This window comes from Bartonella sp. SL320, assembly GCF_059687635.1.
In genome coordinates, this window is the sequence record NZ_CM185143.1 from 1,424,188 (window position 1) to 1,441,101 (window position 16,914).

At 37.8% G+C, this 16,914-nt stretch carries 15 protein-coding genes and 2 pseudogenes; 7 read left to right on the plus strand and 10 right to left on the minus strand.

All coding sequences use genetic code 11. From position 1 onward, the window contains the following. Positions 1 to 412 precede the first annotated feature (412 nt). Positions 413 to 1,702 carry an MFS transporter gene (locus tag AC6ER8_RS05880; RefSeq protein ID WP_497077796.1) on the plus strand — a complete coding sequence of 430 codons (1,290 nt, stop codon included), beginning with the start codon at positions 413 to 415 and terminating at the stop codon, positions 1,700 to 1,702. Here the strand turns inward: AC6ER8_RS05880 and AC6ER8_RS05885 are convergent. The 3 genes from AC6ER8_RS05885 to AC6ER8_RS05895 are packed head-to-tail and all read right to left on the minus strand — an operon-like array spanning position 1,699 to position 2,577. Next, positions 1,699 to 1,965 (minus strand): hypothetical protein, encoded by a 267-nt coding sequence (locus AC6ER8_RS05885; protein ID WP_497077797.1) that lies wholly within the window; start codon positions 1,963 to 1,965, stop codon positions 1,699 to 1,701. The two genes, AC6ER8_RS05880 and AC6ER8_RS05885, sit on opposite strands and share 4 nt — an antisense overlap. Next, positions 1,952 to 2,131 (minus strand): hypothetical protein, encoded by a 180-nt coding sequence (locus AC6ER8_RS05890; RefSeq protein WP_497077798.1) that lies wholly within the window; start codon positions 2,129 to 2,131, stop codon positions 1,952 to 1,954. The genes AC6ER8_RS05885 and AC6ER8_RS05890 overlap by 14 nt, the downstream gene beginning before the upstream one ends. Then, positions 2,131 to 2,577, minus strand: coding sequence for a DNA polymerase III subunit chi (locus AC6ER8_RS05895; RefSeq protein WP_497077799.1), 447 nt, complete (start codon positions 2,575 to 2,577; stop codon positions 2,131 to 2,133). Before AC6ER8_RS05895 ends, AC6ER8_RS05890 begins: the two co-directional genes overlap by 1 nt. A 400-nt stretch (positions 2,578 to 2,977) precedes the next feature. Here AC6ER8_RS05895 and lptF point away from each other — a divergent pair, with 400 nt between their 5' ends. The 6 genes from lptF (at position 2,978) to rsmA (ending at position 10,513) form a co-directional block, all read left to right on the plus strand. Then, positions 2,978 to 4,168, plus strand: a complete 1,191-nt coding sequence (gene lptF, locus AC6ER8_RS05900) for an LPS export ABC transporter permease LptF (protein WP_497077800.1) — start codon at positions 2,978 to 2,980, stop codon at positions 4,166 to 4,168. After that, positions 4,165 to 5,256 carry an LPS export ABC transporter permease LptG gene (lptG, locus tag AC6ER8_RS05905; RefSeq protein ID WP_497077801.1) on the plus strand — a complete coding sequence of 364 codons (1,092 nt, stop codon included), beginning with the start codon at positions 4,165 to 4,167 and terminating at the stop codon, positions 5,254 to 5,256. Before lptF ends, lptG begins: the two co-directional genes overlap by 4 nt. Continuing rightward, the gene (locus AC6ER8_RS05910; RefSeq protein ID WP_497077802.1) at positions 5,257 to 7,626 is read left to right on the plus strand and encodes an LPS-assembly protein LptD; all 2,370 of its coding nucleotides are present in this window, start codon (positions 5,257 to 5,259) and stop codon (positions 7,624 to 7,626) included. A gap of 102 nt (positions 7,627 to 7,728) precedes the next feature. Further along, complete coding sequence (locus tag AC6ER8_RS05915) at positions 7,729 to 8,679, plus strand: SurA N-terminal domain-containing protein (protein ID WP_497077803.1); 951 nt, start codon at positions 7,729 to 7,731, stop codon at positions 8,677 to 8,679. Beyond that, complete coding sequence (gene pdxA, locus AC6ER8_RS05920) at positions 8,679 to 9,692, plus strand: 4-hydroxythreonine-4-phosphate dehydrogenase PdxA (RefSeq protein ID WP_497077804.1); 1,014 nt, start codon at positions 8,679 to 8,681, stop codon at positions 9,690 to 9,692. The genes AC6ER8_RS05915 and pdxA overlap by 1 nt, the downstream gene beginning before the upstream one ends. Continuing rightward, positions 9,683 to 10,513 carry a 16S rRNA (adenine(1518)-N(6)/adenine(1519)-N(6))-dimethyltransferase RsmA gene (gene rsmA, locus AC6ER8_RS05925; protein ID WP_497077805.1) on the plus strand — a complete coding sequence of 277 codons (831 nt, stop codon included), beginning with the start codon at positions 9,683 to 9,685 and terminating at the stop codon, positions 10,511 to 10,513. The genes pdxA and rsmA overlap by 10 nt, the downstream gene beginning before the upstream one ends. A gap of 32 nt (positions 10,514 to 10,545) precedes the next feature. On the opposite strand, the gene gmk is transcribed toward rsmA, so the two are convergent. The 7 genes and pseudogenes from gmk to AC6ER8_RS05960 all read right to left on the minus strand — a co-directional run bounded on the left by gmk (position 10,546) and on the right by AC6ER8_RS05960 (position 16,914). Continuing rightward, on the minus strand, positions 10,546 to 11,211 hold the full coding sequence (gmk, locus tag AC6ER8_RS05930) for a guanylate kinase (RefSeq protein WP_497079638.1): 666 nt from the start codon (positions 11,209 to 11,211) through the stop codon (positions 10,546 to 10,548). A 276-nt stretch (positions 11,212 to 11,487) separates the two neighbouring features. After that, positions 11,488 to 12,599 (minus strand): annotated as a pseudogene (gene mltG, locus AC6ER8_RS05935) (endolytic transglycosylase MltG). Positions 12,600 to 12,685: 86 nt separating this feature from the next. Next, positions 12,686 to 13,947, minus strand: a pseudogene (gene fabF / locus AC6ER8_RS05940) (beta-ketoacyl-ACP synthase II). 101 nt (positions 13,948 to 14,048) lie between these two features. Further along, positions 14,049 to 14,285, minus strand: a complete 237-nt coding sequence (locus AC6ER8_RS05945) for an acyl carrier protein (RefSeq protein ID WP_004860281.1) — start codon at positions 14,283 to 14,285, stop codon at positions 14,049 to 14,051. Between the two features lie 261 nt (positions 14,286 to 14,546). After that, complete coding sequence (fabG, locus tag AC6ER8_RS05950; RefSeq protein WP_497077806.1) at positions 14,547 to 15,284, minus strand: 3-oxoacyl-[acyl-carrier-protein] reductase; 738 nt, start codon at positions 15,282 to 15,284, stop codon at positions 14,547 to 14,549. A gap of 19 nt (positions 15,285 to 15,303) precedes the next feature. Then, positions 15,304 to 16,248, minus strand: a complete 945-nt coding sequence (gene fabD, locus AC6ER8_RS05955; RefSeq protein ID WP_497077807.1) for an ACP S-malonyltransferase — start codon at positions 16,246 to 16,248, stop codon at positions 15,304 to 15,306. A 78-nt stretch (positions 16,249 to 16,326) separates the two neighbouring features. After that, positions 16,327 to 16,914 carry an undecaprenyl-diphosphatase gene (locus tag AC6ER8_RS05960; RefSeq protein WP_497077808.1) on the minus strand — a complete coding sequence of 196 codons (588 nt, stop codon included), beginning with the start codon at positions 16,912 to 16,914 and terminating at the stop codon, positions 16,327 to 16,329.

Consider the following 16,914-nt stretch of genomic DNA (forward strand, 5'->3'; position numbering starts at 1 on the left):
AAACGCACACACAACCAAAAGATTTACTTTCGATTCATACACTTAAAAAGTGTTGTAATTATATTCATAGAAAAATTTTTTAATGTTTTGAGACCTAGCCACTGATCTACGAATAAGATTGATTCTCAATAGATAAAAATTGGCTTTAAACTTTAAAGGAAATAGCTCTGGGAAGGAGAACACCCTTTAATAGCCATATATGTTTGCCTTTGATAGCATTTAAAATAGTTTTTTTATTCATTTCAACTTTAATAATCCCCAAAACACTTATTCATGCTCATCAGTTTATAAGCATTGTTTTAATATATTGAGAATATGCATAATATCGACTCGACACTGATTTGAAATTTTTATAATTATAGTTGGTTAATTCATATTTGATTTGTCATATACTGAAAGGGACATTCTATTCATGTCTATAAACTCAGAAATACAAGGTACAAGCAACAGAAATTCCCCTCGTCGCATTTTGTTTGCAAGCCTTATTGGCCCAACAATTGAATTTTTTGACTTCTATGTCTTTGCCACTGCCGCAGCTCTCATATTTCCTCATGTGTTTTTTCCAACACAAAATGATCAGATTGCCATTTTGCAATCTTTCCTTATTTTTGGAGCGGCTTTTTTTGCCCGCCCCTTTGGATCAATTGTCTTTGGACATTTTGGAGATAAAATTGGAAGAAAAGCAACACTGATCGCCTCTCTTCTCACAATGGGGCTTTCAACAGTCATTATTGGTTTTCTTCCCACGTATGAAACCGCTGGATGGATTGCCCCTTTCCTCTTAACTTTGTGCCGTATTGGACAAGGAATGGGGTTAGGAGGAGAATGGGGAGGAGCAGTTTTGCTCGCAACAGAAAATGCTCCACCAGAAAAACGCGGCTGGTATGCAATGTTCCCCCAGCTGGGCGTTCCAATCGGCTTGTTTTTATCCATTGCTGTTTATTTAGCTCTTTTGTATTTTCTCGATCATGATGAACTTTTAGCTTGGGGATGGCGCATTCCATTTATTGCTTCAGTTGTTTTTATGATTATAGGATTATGGGTCCGTCTTTCAATCAATGAAACTGTTCAATTCAAAAAAACGCTTGAAAGTAAAGAACGCGTCAGAGTTCCTATCATCGATGTCTTTGTAAAATGTCCACGAATCCTATTTCTTGGCATATTCTCTGGTATGGCAACATTTGTTTTGTTTTACTTGGTTACTGCATATTTGTTGAGCTACTCAACAAATCATCTACAATTGCCGTTTTATCAAGCTCTTCAAGTCGAAATTATCGGTGCTATTTTCTGTGGAATTTTTACTGTCATCACTGGAAAGCTCGCTGATCGTATTAGACGGAGAACTTTGATGATTTGGATTACAATCATCACTGGTATCTATTCTTTTGCAATTCCCTATTTCTTAAACTCTGGAGTCATAGGAGTTCTTGCAATGTCTGTCATTGGTTTGTCTATCATGGGGATGATCTATAGCCCTCTTGGTGCTGTTTTGGCTTCACCATACCCAACAGCCATTCGCTACACGGGTTCTTCTATCACCTTCAACTTATCTGGTATCGTAGGAGCCTCTCTTGCGCCTTATATTGCAGAATACCTAGTGCAACATTTTGATACATCTTATATCGGCTATTATTTGCTTCTCGCTTCTTTTATTTCACTGATTTGCTTTGTCGGATTTACAGATGATGAAATATCTAACTAAAATATTGTGAAGAGAAATAAAATAAGGACTGGCAGCAAAAATGCTGCCAGTCTCATTTTTAAAGACAGAGGCTGCGGTATACGCCACCACAATATTCCTGCAAACAATGTACTCAAAAAGAAAAATAAAAAATCCGCAACATTGCTCATATCAGTAACAGCGAATATTCCTGATAGAATATGCGTTGTTCCCAGCCACGAAACGCAAAAAAAAGCCAATATCACAGCCCATAAAACAAGCAAAATGCGATCAATCATCATCATCACGTCGTTTCAATATTTTACTTATAGGCCATATTTTTAGTATACCTAAAAGAAAAATCACAATAAAGACCCAACGCCCTCCTCCTGATCCCTCCGCAACAAAAAGTGCTGGATTGACCATTCCTAGCAATCCTATAAAAATCAGAACAAGAGATACAAGACGCATTAAACCTGTTTTTCCCAACTACGATCTTCGCTCTGTTGCCAATACGTTAAATTATGATTTTCCATTTTATATTTTTTCCACTGTGCTCGAGCAAAATTCAACTGCTCATCATTTCTACCATCAAAGAGCACAACAAGCCGTTGATAAGCATCAATATTGGAACAAACGGCCCCCTCTACGAGAAAACGAATCTTGGAATCATTGGGATTTTCTTGTCCTGTCGTCAGAAATACAGGCTGAAAGCTTGAATATTGATCACTCTCCGTTCCATGTCCAATAAATGATTCATCAGCATAAACCCATAAATGCATATCTATAAAATCGCGTTGTTCTTTACTCACACATTGTATTGTTACTTTACCAAAACGATCCAATGCACGCTCCACAAGCGTTGGTAAAATATCTTTCAGCGTTGACTGCGTCAAATGATAGAATAAAATATCCAATTTCTTAAGCCCTCATCATTCTCTATAAAAAGCCAACATCTTTTTTAGGGAAAATTCTTTCTCTATATAAAAGGAAATGGCTCAAGATATAAACCTCTTTTTCTATTGAGCAGCATCATCTTTTTGCTTATGTCTTTAAAAAGCTTTTTAAAAGGCAAAAAAATCTTATTTTCAACATTAATAAAAAGGTTTTTTTAAGCTATTTTCTAGATTGTTTGTAGACTATCGTTGAAAATAAAATATAATATGTAAAAAAATTAAAAGGAATCTAGTGAGTAATTTTGTATTAGGGTGAGAACATCTAGTCTAGGGGAGGATGTTTTTTGATTTTATTATATTTTAACCGAAAGCAATGAAAATATTTGCTATCGAATTAAAGGCTGAGAGTGTTCCCTAATTTATGCGTATTATTGAGTTATACATCCTGAAACGTGTCTTTATTTTATTTAGTTCTGTCATGATTGCAGCCGTAGGCGTTAGTTGGACAGTACAGATTCTTGCACGGATAAACTTTCTTACAACAAGTAAACAAACACTCCTTACGGTCTTACAATTTTCACTTTCATTGGTTCCTTCTGTTATTTTTGTTGTCATTCCCTTTGCATTAGTGATTGCAGTGACCACCATCCTTTCAACCATGAATCAAGACTCAGAACTTGCTGTTATTAATGCCTCTGGTTTTCCGAAAAGTATTGTTTGGAAACCTATTCTTCTGCTTGCTATTGTTGCATCATGTATCTCTTTTTCTATCGCTAATTTTGTTGTTCCTCAAGCGCGTCTTCATATGCGACAAATGCTAGCAAGTGCCCATTTTGACCTTATTAATCTGTTGATTAGTGAAGGAAGCTTTCAAAAACTTGCCAATAACCTTTATATAGAAATTGGCGAACGGAATCCAAACGGAACACTTGAACGTCTTTTCATTGCCGACCAGCGTGATCCTCAAACTGATCTTTTTTATTATGCAACAAAAGCTTCCATTGTAAACAATCAAAATGGTCGCTTTTTAGTTCTCAATAACGGTGAAATAGAAAGAATAAACCATCAAAACAACACTGTTTCAATCGTTCAATTTAGCTCATATACTTTTAGCCTAGGGGAGTTTATCCCCAACGATAAAGCACCTACTTTTTATCCAAAAGATCGGTCTCTTTCTTATTTACAAAATCCAGATCCAAAAGATCCCTATTATCAACGAAAACCACTCCAGTATAGAGCTGAGTTTCACCGCCGACTAACACAATGGCTCTATCCTATCGTTTTTTCACTTATTGCCTTAGCAACGGCAGGCGATGTACGCTCCCATCGACAAGCTCATCACGCTACAAGTGTCTTGGCAATTGCTCTTTCTTTTCTGGTCTATTGGATAGGATATTTTTTCGCTGAAAAAGCAAAGAACAATCTTGCGTATGTTCCTTTTCTTTATATTACACCCATAGGAACAAGTATATTGGTCTTGTTTATGCTTTTAACGAATCATAAAATTGGATTCCCCACAAAACTGAATGAGATACTTCAAATTTTTTTAAAAAAAGTAATAAACAAATTTGAACAACGAAAATCTCAAGACTTTCCGGATGAAATATCATGATTGGGTGGACACTAGGACGCTATTTTTTTATACGTTACCTTAAAATAACTTGTTATTTTTTGGGGGGCATTTTTGTTCTTGCTCTTTTAATCGATTTTACAGAAAATTCTGGTAGACTTCCCTCCTTTGCACATTATACAACAAAAGATGCATTTCTTCTCTCTGTTTTACGCATCCCTTTTATTATGCAACAACTTATCCCTTTTATTGCGCTCTTTTCAGCAATGGCAACGCTTATCTCGCTTAATAAAAAACTTGAACTTGTGATAACGCGTTCAATTGGTGTTTCTGCATGGCAATTTCTTATGCCAGCCTGTTTGGGAGCTTTTCTTTTGGGACTATTTTCAATTCTTCTCATTAACCCTCTTGCGGCATGGGGATTTTCCAAAGCAGAAAAAATGATGACTGAATGGCGCAATAGTAATGTATTAACCCCTCTTCATAATCCACGTATTCATTGGTTAACACAGCGTACAGACTTAGGCAGAACAACCATTGGTGCTAAATTTATCACCGATCAAGGACTTTCTCTTCTCGATGCAACCTTTGTACAATACAAGGATAACGCAACCGTCAAAAATTGGATTAACGCCCCAAAAGCAACCTTAACCAATGGTGCCTGGCTCTTAACAAATGGAACAATCTATAAAATAGGGCATTCCCCCGAAAAATTTTCCATGTTGCAAATAAAGACCAATCTAAAACCTGAATTTTTAACGGAACGCTTAGTAAATCCGGCAACTATTCCATTTTACCAATTGCCAAAAAAAATTATGATTGCACGTTCATTTGGCCATTCTGCTCATAATTTTGATATGTATTTACAATCTTTGATTGCCTTACCAGCATTGCTTGTGGCAATGACTCTTATTGCGGCAACTGTATCTTTAAATTTTACACGTTCTGGCCAATCTGGAACGTTGATTCTTGGTGGCGTAATCGCTGGGTTTATGCTTTATGTTGTTTCCGTACTTGTTCAGGCCTTTGGTAATGCTGGATATATCCCACCAATTATTGCCGCTTGGACACCAGTTGTTATTGCATTATTCTTGGGAATCTCTTTTTTACTTCATAAAGAGGATGGCTAAGTGAAAGCATTAACAGATAAGAAAATCATTTTAAAAAAACTAAGTGCTCTTGCTTTTAGAAGTGTTATGGGGATTATTTTAGGGGGAGCTTTGCCTTATAGTGCGCATGCTCAAAGCCTTATATCTTCTTCTCAAAGTCGCATTCACAATTCAGAACGTCCTCTTTTGCTCTCTGCGGATGAACTCATCTACAATCGTGATGAAAACACTGTTTCTGCACAAGGGAATGTCCAAATCGAATATGATGGCAATAAAGTTGTCGCTCAAAAAATTATTTACAATCAAAAAACAGGACGACTTATCGCACAAGGGAATGTTGAAATTACTCAAAAAGATGGGAATAAAATCTATTCCAACCAAATTGATATGACCAAAGATCTTGGCGAGGGTTTTGTAAATGCCTTACGGATTGATACGGCCAACAATGTTCACTTTGCAGCTCAAAATGCAACACGCAAAAACAATCAAATAACAGTCTTTGAAAATGCAACCTATACAGCCTGTGAACCTTGCTCTTATAAACCCGATAGAGAGGTCTTGTGGAAAATTAAAGCCAGAAAGATCATATGGAATAATAGCGTCAAAAAAATTCGGTTTGAAAATAGCAGCTTTGAAGTTTTTGGTGTTCCTATTATAAAATTTCCAACTTTTGAACTCTATGATCCAACTGTCAAGCGTGCGAGCGGTCTGCTTACACCTCATTTTTCTTTTACTAATTATCTTGGTATGGGCATAAAGAATTCTTATTTCTGGAATCTCGCCCCCCATTATGATTTCACGCTTTCTTCTACCATTTATACCCAACAAGGACTTTTAACCGAAGGAGAATGGCGTCAGCGTTTAAAAACGGGCCGTTATAATATTCGCTTTGCTCATATCTATCAAATGAAACCGCATAGATTTGATAGTGATACAATTGATGCACAATATAAAAACCGTTATATGCTGGCGACAAAGGGGGACTTTCGTATTAATGCACATTGGACTTATGGATGGGATATTCTTGCACAATCAGATCGACATTTTAGCCGTGCCTACAAACTTGAAAATTATAGAAACCCTACACAACTTTCTCAGATCTATCTGAACGGTCTTGCAAGGAAAAACCATTTTGATATGCGTTTTTATCATTTTAAAATTCAAGATTCGATATTAAATGATCCTTATTATGAACGTCACTCTCGGCAAGCGTGGGTTCTACCACGCATTGATTATTCTTTCACACCAGATGGGCCTATTTATAATGGAGAGTTAACCTTCCATAGCAATATGCAATCAATTTATCGCTCTCATGCTGACGTCAGTTCATCCGACTGGAAAAAAGATCCTCTCAACACAGTGAGACTTTCTGGTATGGCTGGAAATAGCTTGCGTTTAACAAATGAGATTCAGTGGAAAAGGCGCTTCAATACGCACAATGGACTCATATTAACCCCCCTTTTCTCTCTACGCGCCGATATCCTTACAATCAATGGACAAGAAAATCATGCACCTTCTGTAGAAAACAATGCCTTATCCGCAATTCGCGGCTCAAAAATTCGTGGCATGGCAACAGCAGGGTTGGAAGCACGCTATCCCTTCCTCATTACAACGGCTCATTCTACACATATTATAGAACCAACTGCACAAATTTTTATACGCAATAATGAACAATATATCGGACAACTTCCTAATGAAGATGCACAAAGCTTTGTCTTTGATGCAACCACTCTCTTTCAACGAGATAAATTTTCTGGTTATGATCGTATAGAAGGGGGTACAAGAGCCAATATAGGTCTAAGATATTCTGGAAGCTTTAATAACAACTGGTCTCTTTATGGTCTTATTGGACAATCTTTTCATCTCGCAGGGAAAAATTCTTTTGCAGAAAAAGACTTTGTTAATGTCGGTATTCATTCTAGCCTAGAAGCAAAACGTTCAGACTATGTTGCAATGTTTGGTGCAACCCATAAAAACGGCTTTTCCTTAGAAACACGTGGACGCTTTGATAAAAAAACAGGAAAAATCCATCGTAGTGAAATCGAAGCATCACAAAGGTGGAAGTTCTTTTGGGCCTCTATACAATATGCTTATATCGCAAGCCAAGAAAATTATGAATATCCCAAAGAGCGACAAGAAATTTCTTTTCAAACAGGACTTAAACTGGCAGACTATTGGTCTATTAATAGCAACGCCGGTTATGATCTTGTATCTGGTAGATTTATAAAGCGAGGGATTAGCTTGAATTATGCAGATGAATGTTTCGGGCTTACATTTGGTTATCAACAGGTAATAAATCCAGGGAAAAAAGCCCCCTTGCAAAACTTTAATTTTTCTTTTTCATTACGTACAATTGCGGATATCGGAAAAAAGATGGATTCAAATTTATAAAGAGAATGTATAAGTGATTTAACTTATTATTGTTTTTATGAAAGAAAGCGTATAGTTTAAGTTGTTAATGAGAATTAATAAACAATGCGAAAGCCTATTTACATGAATAAATTGAAAAAGCGTGTTCTTGCTTTATTTTATATTACGTCTTTGAGTGTAAGCAGCCTGCTAATAAATGAACTTTCGATTCCGTTGGCCTTTGCGCAGACTGCTATTGTTGTTACAGTTAATGGCAACCCCATTACAAATTATGATATACAAAGGCGTGTTGCTTTTCTCAGATTGCAACAAAAACAAGGCAATTTGGTGGCACAGGCTAAAAAAGAGCTTATTGACGAAAAGCTGAAAGATATTGAAATAAAACGCCGTAATATTGAAGTGAGCAATGATGAAGTTGATAGAGCTTTTGAGAATTTTGCAACACAAAATAATATGACGATCGATCAGCTCGATCAAATTTTGATCCAAAGTGATATTACTGTACAACATTTTAAAGATTACATTCGTGGACAGATAGGATGGGGGCGTCTTGTTAGCGCACGTTATCAAGCTGAAACGGGGATGATTAGCGAACAAGATGCTGTACGTAGAATATTAAAAAATGGTGGTGTTAAGCCTTCAACCAATGAATATACATTACAGCGCATTATTTTTGTTATTCCTGCACACCGTCGTTCAGAAATCTTTGAAAAACGTCAAAGAGAAGCAAGCAATTTTCGCGCGCATTTCCGTGGATGTGCAAATGCTCACAATCAAGCAAGAGGCATTTTAGATGTTACAATCCGCCATTTAGGAAAGTTTCTGGAGCCTCAACTTCCCAGTGCATGGGAGCAAGCTATTCTTGCAACACCTGCTGGAAAGATGACAAAATTGCAAGAAACATCTGATGGCATCGAAGCAATTGCTGTTTGCAAAATAAAAAGGGTTTCTGATGATTATGTCGCGCGGCTGATATTTTCTCTTCAAGACAGTAAAACAAGAAGCCCGAAAAAACTTGAAGAATTAAGCGAAAAATATTTAGAAGAACTGCGGCGCGTCGCTCGTATTCAATAATGACTGCTCTTGTTGTTAGCGGTGGAGATCCTGCCGGAATTGGTCCTGAAATAGCTCTAAAAGCGTGGAATTTGCGCGTTACCCGTCAAGTTCCACCTTTTGTCCTTGTTGCTGATCCAGATGTTATTCGTTCACGCGCTTGTTTTTTAAAGATTGATGTTGAAGTGGAATCTGTTTTAGCCACCAATTCTGTCAAAAATTTTCAAAACGCTCTTCCTATTATACCGTTAAAAAACAAACAAAGTGATCAAGTAGGTATATCTTTATCAGACAATGCCGCTGGAATCATTGAAGCGATTGAACGCTGTGTTCAATTAATTCATGATGGTCATGCGTGTGCTCTTGTCACTTGTCCTATTGCAAAAAAGAATCTTTATGATACTGGATTTGAATTCCCAGGTCATACAGAGTTTTTAGCCGATTTGGCCCATAAAACTTTTCATAAATGTTATCATCCTGTTATGATGTTGGCAGGACCTCGACTAAAGACAGTTCCAATGACTGTTCATATTCCAATCAAAGATGTTCCTTCACAACTGACCCATCATTTAATCACTCAAACAGCCTTCATTACTGAATATGACTTAAAAACACGTTTTAAAATAACGTCCCCCCGCTTAGCTGTTGCTGGTCTCAACCCTCATGCTGGAGAAGGAGGTGCAATGGGAAAAGAAGAGTTTGAAGTTATTGCTCCTGCTATTGAATATCTTAAAAAGAAAGGACTCAATATTACAGGCCCGCTTCCTGCCGATACAATGTTCCACGAATGTGCAAGAAAGACATATGATGTTGCCCTTTGCATGTATCATGATCAAGCTCTTATTCCTGTTAAAACTCTCGATTTTGATACGACCGTTAATGTTACATTAGGTCTCCCTTTTATTCGCACATCTCCAGATCACGGAACTGCTTTTGACATTGCTGATAAAGGCATAGCTTCTCCTGAAAGCTTTATTGCTGCTCTTAAACTTGCAAATCAACTTGCAAAAAATAGTTTGATACCATGCCAATAGATAATCTCCCTCCTCTGCGTGAAGTCATTGATACATATGGCTTACAAGCTCATAAATCTTTGGGACAAAATTTTCTTTTTGATCTGAATTTAACCTCTAAAGTTGCTCATCAAGCAGGAAATATCGAAGGAAAACCCGTTATTGAGGTTGGACCAGGTCCTGGAGGTCTCACACGCGCCTTACTCGCAAAGGGTGCTATTGTAACAGCAATAGAACGCGATGAGCGCTGCATACCGGCTCTCTTAGAAATAGAAAAGAACTATCCAAATAAATTAAAAGTTATTTGTCATGATGCCCTAAAGCAAGATTTCTCAAAACTCTTTGAAACAACCCCTGAAAAACCACGCATTATTGCCAATCTTCCTTATAATATTGGAACACAACTCTTATTAAATTGGCTGCTCGTGGAACCATGGCCTCCTTTTTATGAATCAATGACATTGATGTTTCAACGAGAGGTTGCCCAACGAATGACGGCTAAACCCCAATCTTCTCATTATGGACGTCTTAGTGTCTTAACTGGCTGGCGTACCACGGCTAAAATTGCTTTTGATGTGCCTCCTCAAGCTTTCATACCGGCGCCTAAAGTAACATCTTCCGTTGTTCATATTATTCCACGAGCACGACCTCTTGTCTGTTCTGCAGAAAAATTAAGCCTCGTCACAAAAACCGCTTTTGGACAAAGACGAAAAATGCTTCGTCAAAACCTCAAAACACTTGGAGGTGAAGTGCTGTTAGAAAAAGCTGGCATTGATGGAACACGCCGTGCTGAAACACTTTCGATTTCCGAATTTGTAACTTTAGCAAATTTGATAACCTAAAAAGTATAGCTTTTTCAAAACAGTAAGAAATATTAATCAATCTTTTCAGCAATAAGTCCATTAACAAAAGAGCCAAGAAAAGCACATCTATCGCGTTTTGCGGTTTCAGCTAAATAAATTGATTTAATAAGTGATAAAGACTGATCTAAATCCTCATTGATAACAATATAATCGTAAGAATGCCAATGTTTTAGCTCCGTTCGCGCGTTCTCCAATCGTAAATTGATGATATCTTGACTATCTTCTGCTCGACGATGTAAACGCGAAACAAGCTCTTTCATTGATGGTGGAAGAATAAAAACAGATACGGTGTCTCCTGGCATTTTTTTTTTCATTTGCTCAGTGCCTTGATAATCAATATCAAACAACATGTCTTGGCCAGCGCTCAATGCATTTTCAACAGTTTCACGTAACGTGCCATAATAATTCCCATGGACTTCTGCCCATTCAATAAATTCATCTCTATCACGTTTATGTTCAAACTCTTCCTTTGAAATAAAGTGATAATGGAGTCCATCGACTTCACTAGGACGCTTTTTCCTCGTTGTCACACTGATAGAAAGCTCTAATTGTCCATCTTTTAGAAGTAACCGAGAAATTGTTGATTTACCAGCACCTGAAGGTGAAGAGAGAATAAATAAAAAACCACGACGTTGATTTGTTTTTATCCTATTCAATGCACTTTCACAGACTGTCATCATACTACTCTACTATATTCATATTTTTTAAAATTTGAGTGATACATTATCTCAACCTTTTTCCCAATCAATTGTTTTCTTTTGTTCTTCCATTGAGATAATTTATCAAAAAATATATTATTTTATTTCTTAAAGATTTTTTATTCATACGTTCACTCTATTCGTAACATATAAGAAAACGATTTTTTTATCACTCTTATCAAAAGTTTACATAGAAAAATCTTACTCTATTTCGGCTCTCATTTACGAAACCAAAAGATTCGGTATCATTATAAATCAATTTTTTGCCTTTAATTCTCGCCATTTGCGAACATTCACATTATGTTCCTCTAAGGTTCGAGAAAAAACATGCCCTCCTGAACCATCTGCAACAAAATAAAGCGCATCACTGCTTGGTGGATGTGCCACCGCTTTCAAAGAATCGCGCCCTGGATTTGCAATAGCTGTTGGCGGCAAACCATTAATTTTATAAGTATTATAAGGTGTTTCCTTCTCAAGATCTGAACGGTAAATTGCACGACCGGATGGCTTTCCTTTTCCTCCAAAGAGACCATAAATTACCGTTGGATCCGATTGAAGACGCATATGCTTTGTAAGGCGGTTATAAAATACCGCAGCAACCATTGGTCTTTCTGAAGCAACTCCTGTTTCTTTCTCAACAATTGAGGCCAATATGACAAATTCATCAATTGATTTAATGGGTAAATCAGGTGAACGTGTAGCCCATATCGCATGAATCAATTTTTTCTGTCCTTCGAGCAATCTTTTGATAATTTCTGCACGCGTCGTCCCTCGAATAAAACGAACAGTATCCGTCATCAAATAGCCTTCTGGAGGCAAAATTTTTGGAAGATCCCCAATCAAAATTTCATTTTCCGCTAATCGATCAAAAACTTGCTGAACTGTTAACCCTTCTGGTACTGTAAATGTATACTCAATGGATTTTCCTTTCACAAGAATATCCATAATATCTCGCATTGATGCATGGGCTGGAATTAAATATTCACCAGCCTTCAGATGAGTTGTATTTTGGTGATAACCAACCCCATAAATAAAAATATCTGATGACCGAATGAAACCCCGTTTTTCTAATAGTGAAGCAATCTCACGAATTCCTGTTCCTGGATGAATAAGAACAACTTGTTCTTCCTCAATTTTTCCCTTTTCCTCAAAAATACCTTTTCCAATATAAAGAGGAATACTTATGCCAAAAAGAATAATCACAATCAGCATAAGAAAAAAATGACCAATAATAACCAATGGGTTACGGACGATAGATGATTTCTTTCGTTTTTTATGTGTTAACATGTCATATATCTGCTTCAATGATTCGAAGAGGAATCACTTCTGTCCTTTAATGATTTTTCACATCGGACATAACCCCTCAATAGAAATTAAGGACAATATTATAATTTCCCTTTCACCTTATAATAAAGGAGAAAATTCAAAAGCAGAAATTAAATGAAAATACTTATTATCCCCTAAAACGTCGCATCACTAACGATGCATTTGTCCCACCAAATCCAAAAGAATTTGAAAGTATCGTATCAATCTTTCGCTCACGCGGTTTGTGTGGCACAAGATCGATTTTTGTTTCAATCGACGGATTGTCAAGATTAAGGGTCGCTGGGGCTATATTATCTCGTATAGCTAAAACACAAAAAATAGCCTCAGCAGCACCGGCAGCACCAAGTAAATGCCCGATAGATGATTTCGTTGATGACATAGAAACTTGTGAGGCATAACTCCCTAAAACACGCTCAACAGCTGCTAGCTCTATGGAATCAGCCATCGTCGATGTCCCATGAGCATTAATATAATCAAGTTCACTCACATTCACTTGTGCACGCTTAAGAGCCGCCATCATACTACGCTGAGCCCCTTCACCACTTTCTGAAGGCGCCGTAATGTGGTAAGCATCACCCGATAAACCATAGCCAATAACCTCAGCATAAATACGTGCCCCTCGCCTTTTGGCATGTTCCAGCTCTTCTAAAACAACAACTGCGGCTCCCTCCCCCATCACAAAACCATCACGATCAGCATCATAAGGACGTGAGGCCCGTTCAGGATCATCATTGCGACAAGTAGAAAGAGCTCTACAAGCAGAAAAGCCCGCAAGAGATATCCGATTTATCGGAGATTCGGTCCCCCCTGCTACCATGACATCTGCATCACCGAACATAATCAAACGTGCGGCATCACCGATCGCATGCGCCCCTGTTGAACAAGCTGTTACGACAGAATGATTAGGGCCCCGTAAACCATATTGAATAGACACATAACCAGAAGCAAGATTAATCAAACGACCTGGAATAAAAAAGGAGAAACACGACGTGGACCTTTATCACGAAGCGTATAACCAGCCTCAACAATGCCCTCAATTCCCCCAATTCCAGAACCAATTAATACCCCTGTGCAAATCTGATCTTCATCATTTTTAGGAAACCATTCAGCATCTGCAAGCGCTTGGTTAGCAGCAGCCATTGCATAAACGATAAATGCATCAACCTTACGTTGCTCTTTAGGCTCCATATACAAATCAGGATTATAAGTTCCTTCTGTTCCATCCCCTAAGGGGATACGTGCTGCAATCTGGCATGGCAAATCAGACACATCAAATTCAGTAACACGCCGAACACCACTTCTTCCTTCCAGAAGTCGTTTCCAGCTATATTCAACATTACCAGCTAATGGTGATACTAATCCTAAACCAGTAACAACAACACGTCTCATAACTTCTAACCTTGAACTAAACTTCAGCTCTCAAAGCTTTCTTTTCAAAAAAGGCTCGTAGAATATAGGCAAAAGCAATAAATGCCTTTGCCTTTTCGTAATTATGCAGAAGCTTTATCAATAAACTTGACTGCATCACCAACTGTAAAAATCGTTTCAGCAGCTTCATCTGGAATTTCTACACCAAATTCTTCTTCAAAAGCCATAACGAGTTCAACCGTATCAAGACTATCAGCCCCTAAATCATCGATAAAGCTTGCATTTTCTACGACTTTATCGGCATTAACCCCAAGATGCTCCACAATAATTTTCTTAACGCGCTCTACTGTATCACTCATGTTGAAATCCTCGAATTTATATTTTCCTATAATTTGGTTAACTATATCGGCTCATCTAATCAAGCAATAGATGCATTTCTTTAAAAGATTTTAGCAATGATTTAAAACATCCTGTGGATATCCCCTCCAAAATGAACCAATTTGACATTTTGAGATCAATTGATCAACGACCTTATAAAGAAACAGACGCATCTTTCTATTTCAATCGTTACTATCTAAAATAATACGTCTTATAAATCAATGTGGAATACAAGAAAATACTCAAATCATTGCCATTCCACCATTAATATGGAGTGTTTGACCTGTCATATAGGCCGCTTCATCGCTCGCTAAATAAACAGCAGCAGCAGCTATTTCTTCCCCACTTCCCATACGTTTCATTGGAATCGCAGCCATAATATTTTCTTTTTGCTTTTCGTTAAGCTTATCTGTCATGGCAGATTTAATAAATCCTGGAGCAATACAATTGACAGTAATATTTCGTGAAGCAATTTCGTGTGCCAAAGCTTTAGAAAAACCTATCAATCCTGCCTTTGCAGCACAATAATTCGTTTGTCCAGGATTACCCACAACACCCACAACAGATGTAATGTTAATAATCCTTCCATAACGACGGCGCATCATAAAATGTGTTAATTCACGCGTCAAAAGAGAAGCAGCTGTTAGATTAACTTCTAAAACATTATCCCAGTCTTTATCTTGCATGCGCACAAAAAGACCATCCTTGGTGATTCCCGCATTGTTAACTAAAATATCAACACCATCCATTTCTTTTTCTGCAGCTTCAGCCAATTGTTTAATCGATTGACGTTCAGAAAGATTAGCGGGAAATACAAAAACATTCTGTCCTAATTCTGCTGCCACTTCTTGAAGCTTTTCTTCACGTGTTCCATGAAGTCCAACAATGGCTCCTTGTGCATGGAAACAACGTGCAATTGCCTCACCGATTCCTCCCGATGCCCCCGTTACAAGAGCTTTACGTCCTGCTAATCTAAACATTTTTTAACTCCTTTGTAGATTAAACACCAAGCATCTCTAGCGCTGCTTCTATTTCATCAACTGTTCCAATTGTTACCCCTTTTATATCCTTGTTAATACGGCGCGTTAGACCTGTTAATACTTTTCCAGAACCAACCTCAAAAAGTGTATCGACCCCATTCGCACCGATCCATTCTATTGTTTCACGCCACCGCACCCTTCCTGTTACTTGTTGAACAAGAAGAGTAGAAATACGCTCAGGATCACTTTCTGGAACAACAGAAACATTGGCAATCAAAGGAATAATAGGCGCTGCCTTATTAACAGTCAAAAGTGCTTTCTTCATGGCATCGGCAGCAGGCTGCATTAACATTGAGTGAAAAGGAGCAGAAACTGGAAGAAGAACTGCACGTTTTGCACCTTTTGTTGAGGCAATCTCTACTGCTTTCTCAACGGCTTTTGCGACACCTGAAATAACAATTTGCCCCCCACCATTATCATTGGCAATCTGGCATAATCCTTCTCCCAAAACAGTTTGGCAAATTTCTTCCACAACATGCTCTTCCAAACCGATAAGAGCTGCCATAGAGCCTTCACCAACCGCAACAGCAGCCTGCATGGCATTGCCACGAATACGCAAAAGCCTTGCCGTATCTGTGAGACTGAATGTACCAGCAGCACAAAGAGCTGAATATTCTCCTAAAGAATGACCGGCAACAAACGTTACCTTTTCTTCTATACGAAGCCCCAATTGTTCCATCACACGAATGACAGCCATGGATACAGCCATGAGTGCTGGTTGGGCATTGGCTGTTAACGTTAAAACATCAGCAGGTCCCTCAAAAATGATCTCTGATAATTTTTCCCCCAAAGCATCATCAACTTCCTCGAAAACCATTCGCGCTGCAACAAATTGCTCTGCAAGCGCCTTTCCCATCCCAACAAGTTGACTCCCTTGCCCTGGAAAAATAAAAGCTGCACCCATTAATCGACTCCTAAAATTGTGCCATTAAATTATTCTCTTTTGACCTTATTCATCCGCAAAAAGTCAAGATAAAGTGCTTTATTTAGAATGAATATCTTTCTTAAAATTATATTTTAAGGGCGGAATTTGATATAAAAACTTAGGAAAATAAGGAGCGATAAACTGAATAACGCCCAAACTTATGAGAGTTCCTAAAATTACACCTGCTAAAATATCAAAGGGATAATGTACCCCCACAAAGATGCGAGCCCAGCAGATTAAGCATAAAAATACCACGGCACATTTAAAAGTCCCTTTGTATCGATAAAAATAAAAGCTCGCTGTATAAGATGCAATGGTTAAAGCATGATTACTAGGAAAAGAAGCTGTGGCACGATGTTTAATCAACGGTGTTGTCAACCCTACAACGAATGGACGTGGATGGAAATAAATGAGAGAAATAAGATAACCTATAAAAAGAGCCGTACAAATGCTCATGCAAATGCTTAGCACAACACATCGTTCCCTTTCTCCACCACAAAACCACAACGCACATAGATGAAGAGGAATAATATAAATTAAAAATTTTGCACAAAAAATACTAAACAAAACTAAAATCGACCAAGATTGATGATTGCCGACAAGCATCTTAAAGAATGTCACATCAATCTGGTTTAACAAGTCCAT

Excerpts from the sequence above, each read along its gene's own strand:
- AC6ER8_RS05880 (WP_497077796.1), top strand. The coding sequence starts at position 413 with ATGTCTATAAACTCAGAAATACAAGGTACAAGCAACAGAAATTCCCCT.
- AC6ER8_RS05885 (WP_497077797.1), bottom strand. The coding sequence starts at position 1,965 with ATGATGATGATTGATCGCATTTTGCTTGTTTTATGGGCTGTGATATTG.
- AC6ER8_RS05890 (WP_497077798.1), bottom strand. The coding sequence starts at position 2,131 with ATGCGTCTTGTATCTCTTGTTCTGATTTTTATAGGATTGCTAGGAATG.
- lptF (WP_497077800.1), top strand. The coding sequence starts at position 2,978 with ATGCGTATTATTGAGTTATACATCCTGAAACGTGTCTTTATTTTATTT.
- lptG (WP_497077801.1), top strand. The coding sequence starts at position 4,165 with ATGATTGGGTGGACACTAGGACGCTATTTTTTTATACGTTACCTTAAA.
- AC6ER8_RS05915 (WP_497077803.1), top strand. The coding sequence starts at position 7,729 with ATGAATAAATTGAAAAAGCGTGTTCTTGCTTTATTTTATATTACGTCT.
- pdxA (WP_497077804.1), top strand. The coding sequence starts at position 8,679 with ATGACTGCTCTTGTTGTTAGCGGTGGAGATCCTGCCGGAATTGGTCCT.
- rsmA (WP_497077805.1), top strand. The coding sequence starts at position 9,683 with ATGCCAATAGATAATCTCCCTCCTCTGCGTGAAGTCATTGATACATAT.
- gmk (WP_497079638.1), bottom strand. The coding sequence starts at position 11,211 with ATGACAGTCTGTGAAAGTGCATTGAATAGGATAAAAACAAATCAACGT.
- AC6ER8_RS05945 (WP_004860281.1), bottom strand. The coding sequence starts at position 14,285 with ATGAGTGATACAGTAGAGCGCGTTAAGAAAATTATTGTGGAGCATCTT.
- fabG (WP_497077806.1), bottom strand. The coding sequence starts at position 15,284 with ATGTTTAGATTAGCAGGACGTAAAGCTCTTGTAACGGGGGCATCGGGA.
- fabD (WP_497077807.1), bottom strand. The coding sequence starts at position 16,248 with ATGGGTGCAGCTTTTATTTTTCCAGGGCAAGGGAGTCAACTTGTTGGG.
- AC6ER8_RS05960 (WP_497077808.1), bottom strand. The coding sequence starts at position 16,914 with ATGGACTTGTTAAACCAGATTGATGTGACATTCTTTAAGATGCTTGTC.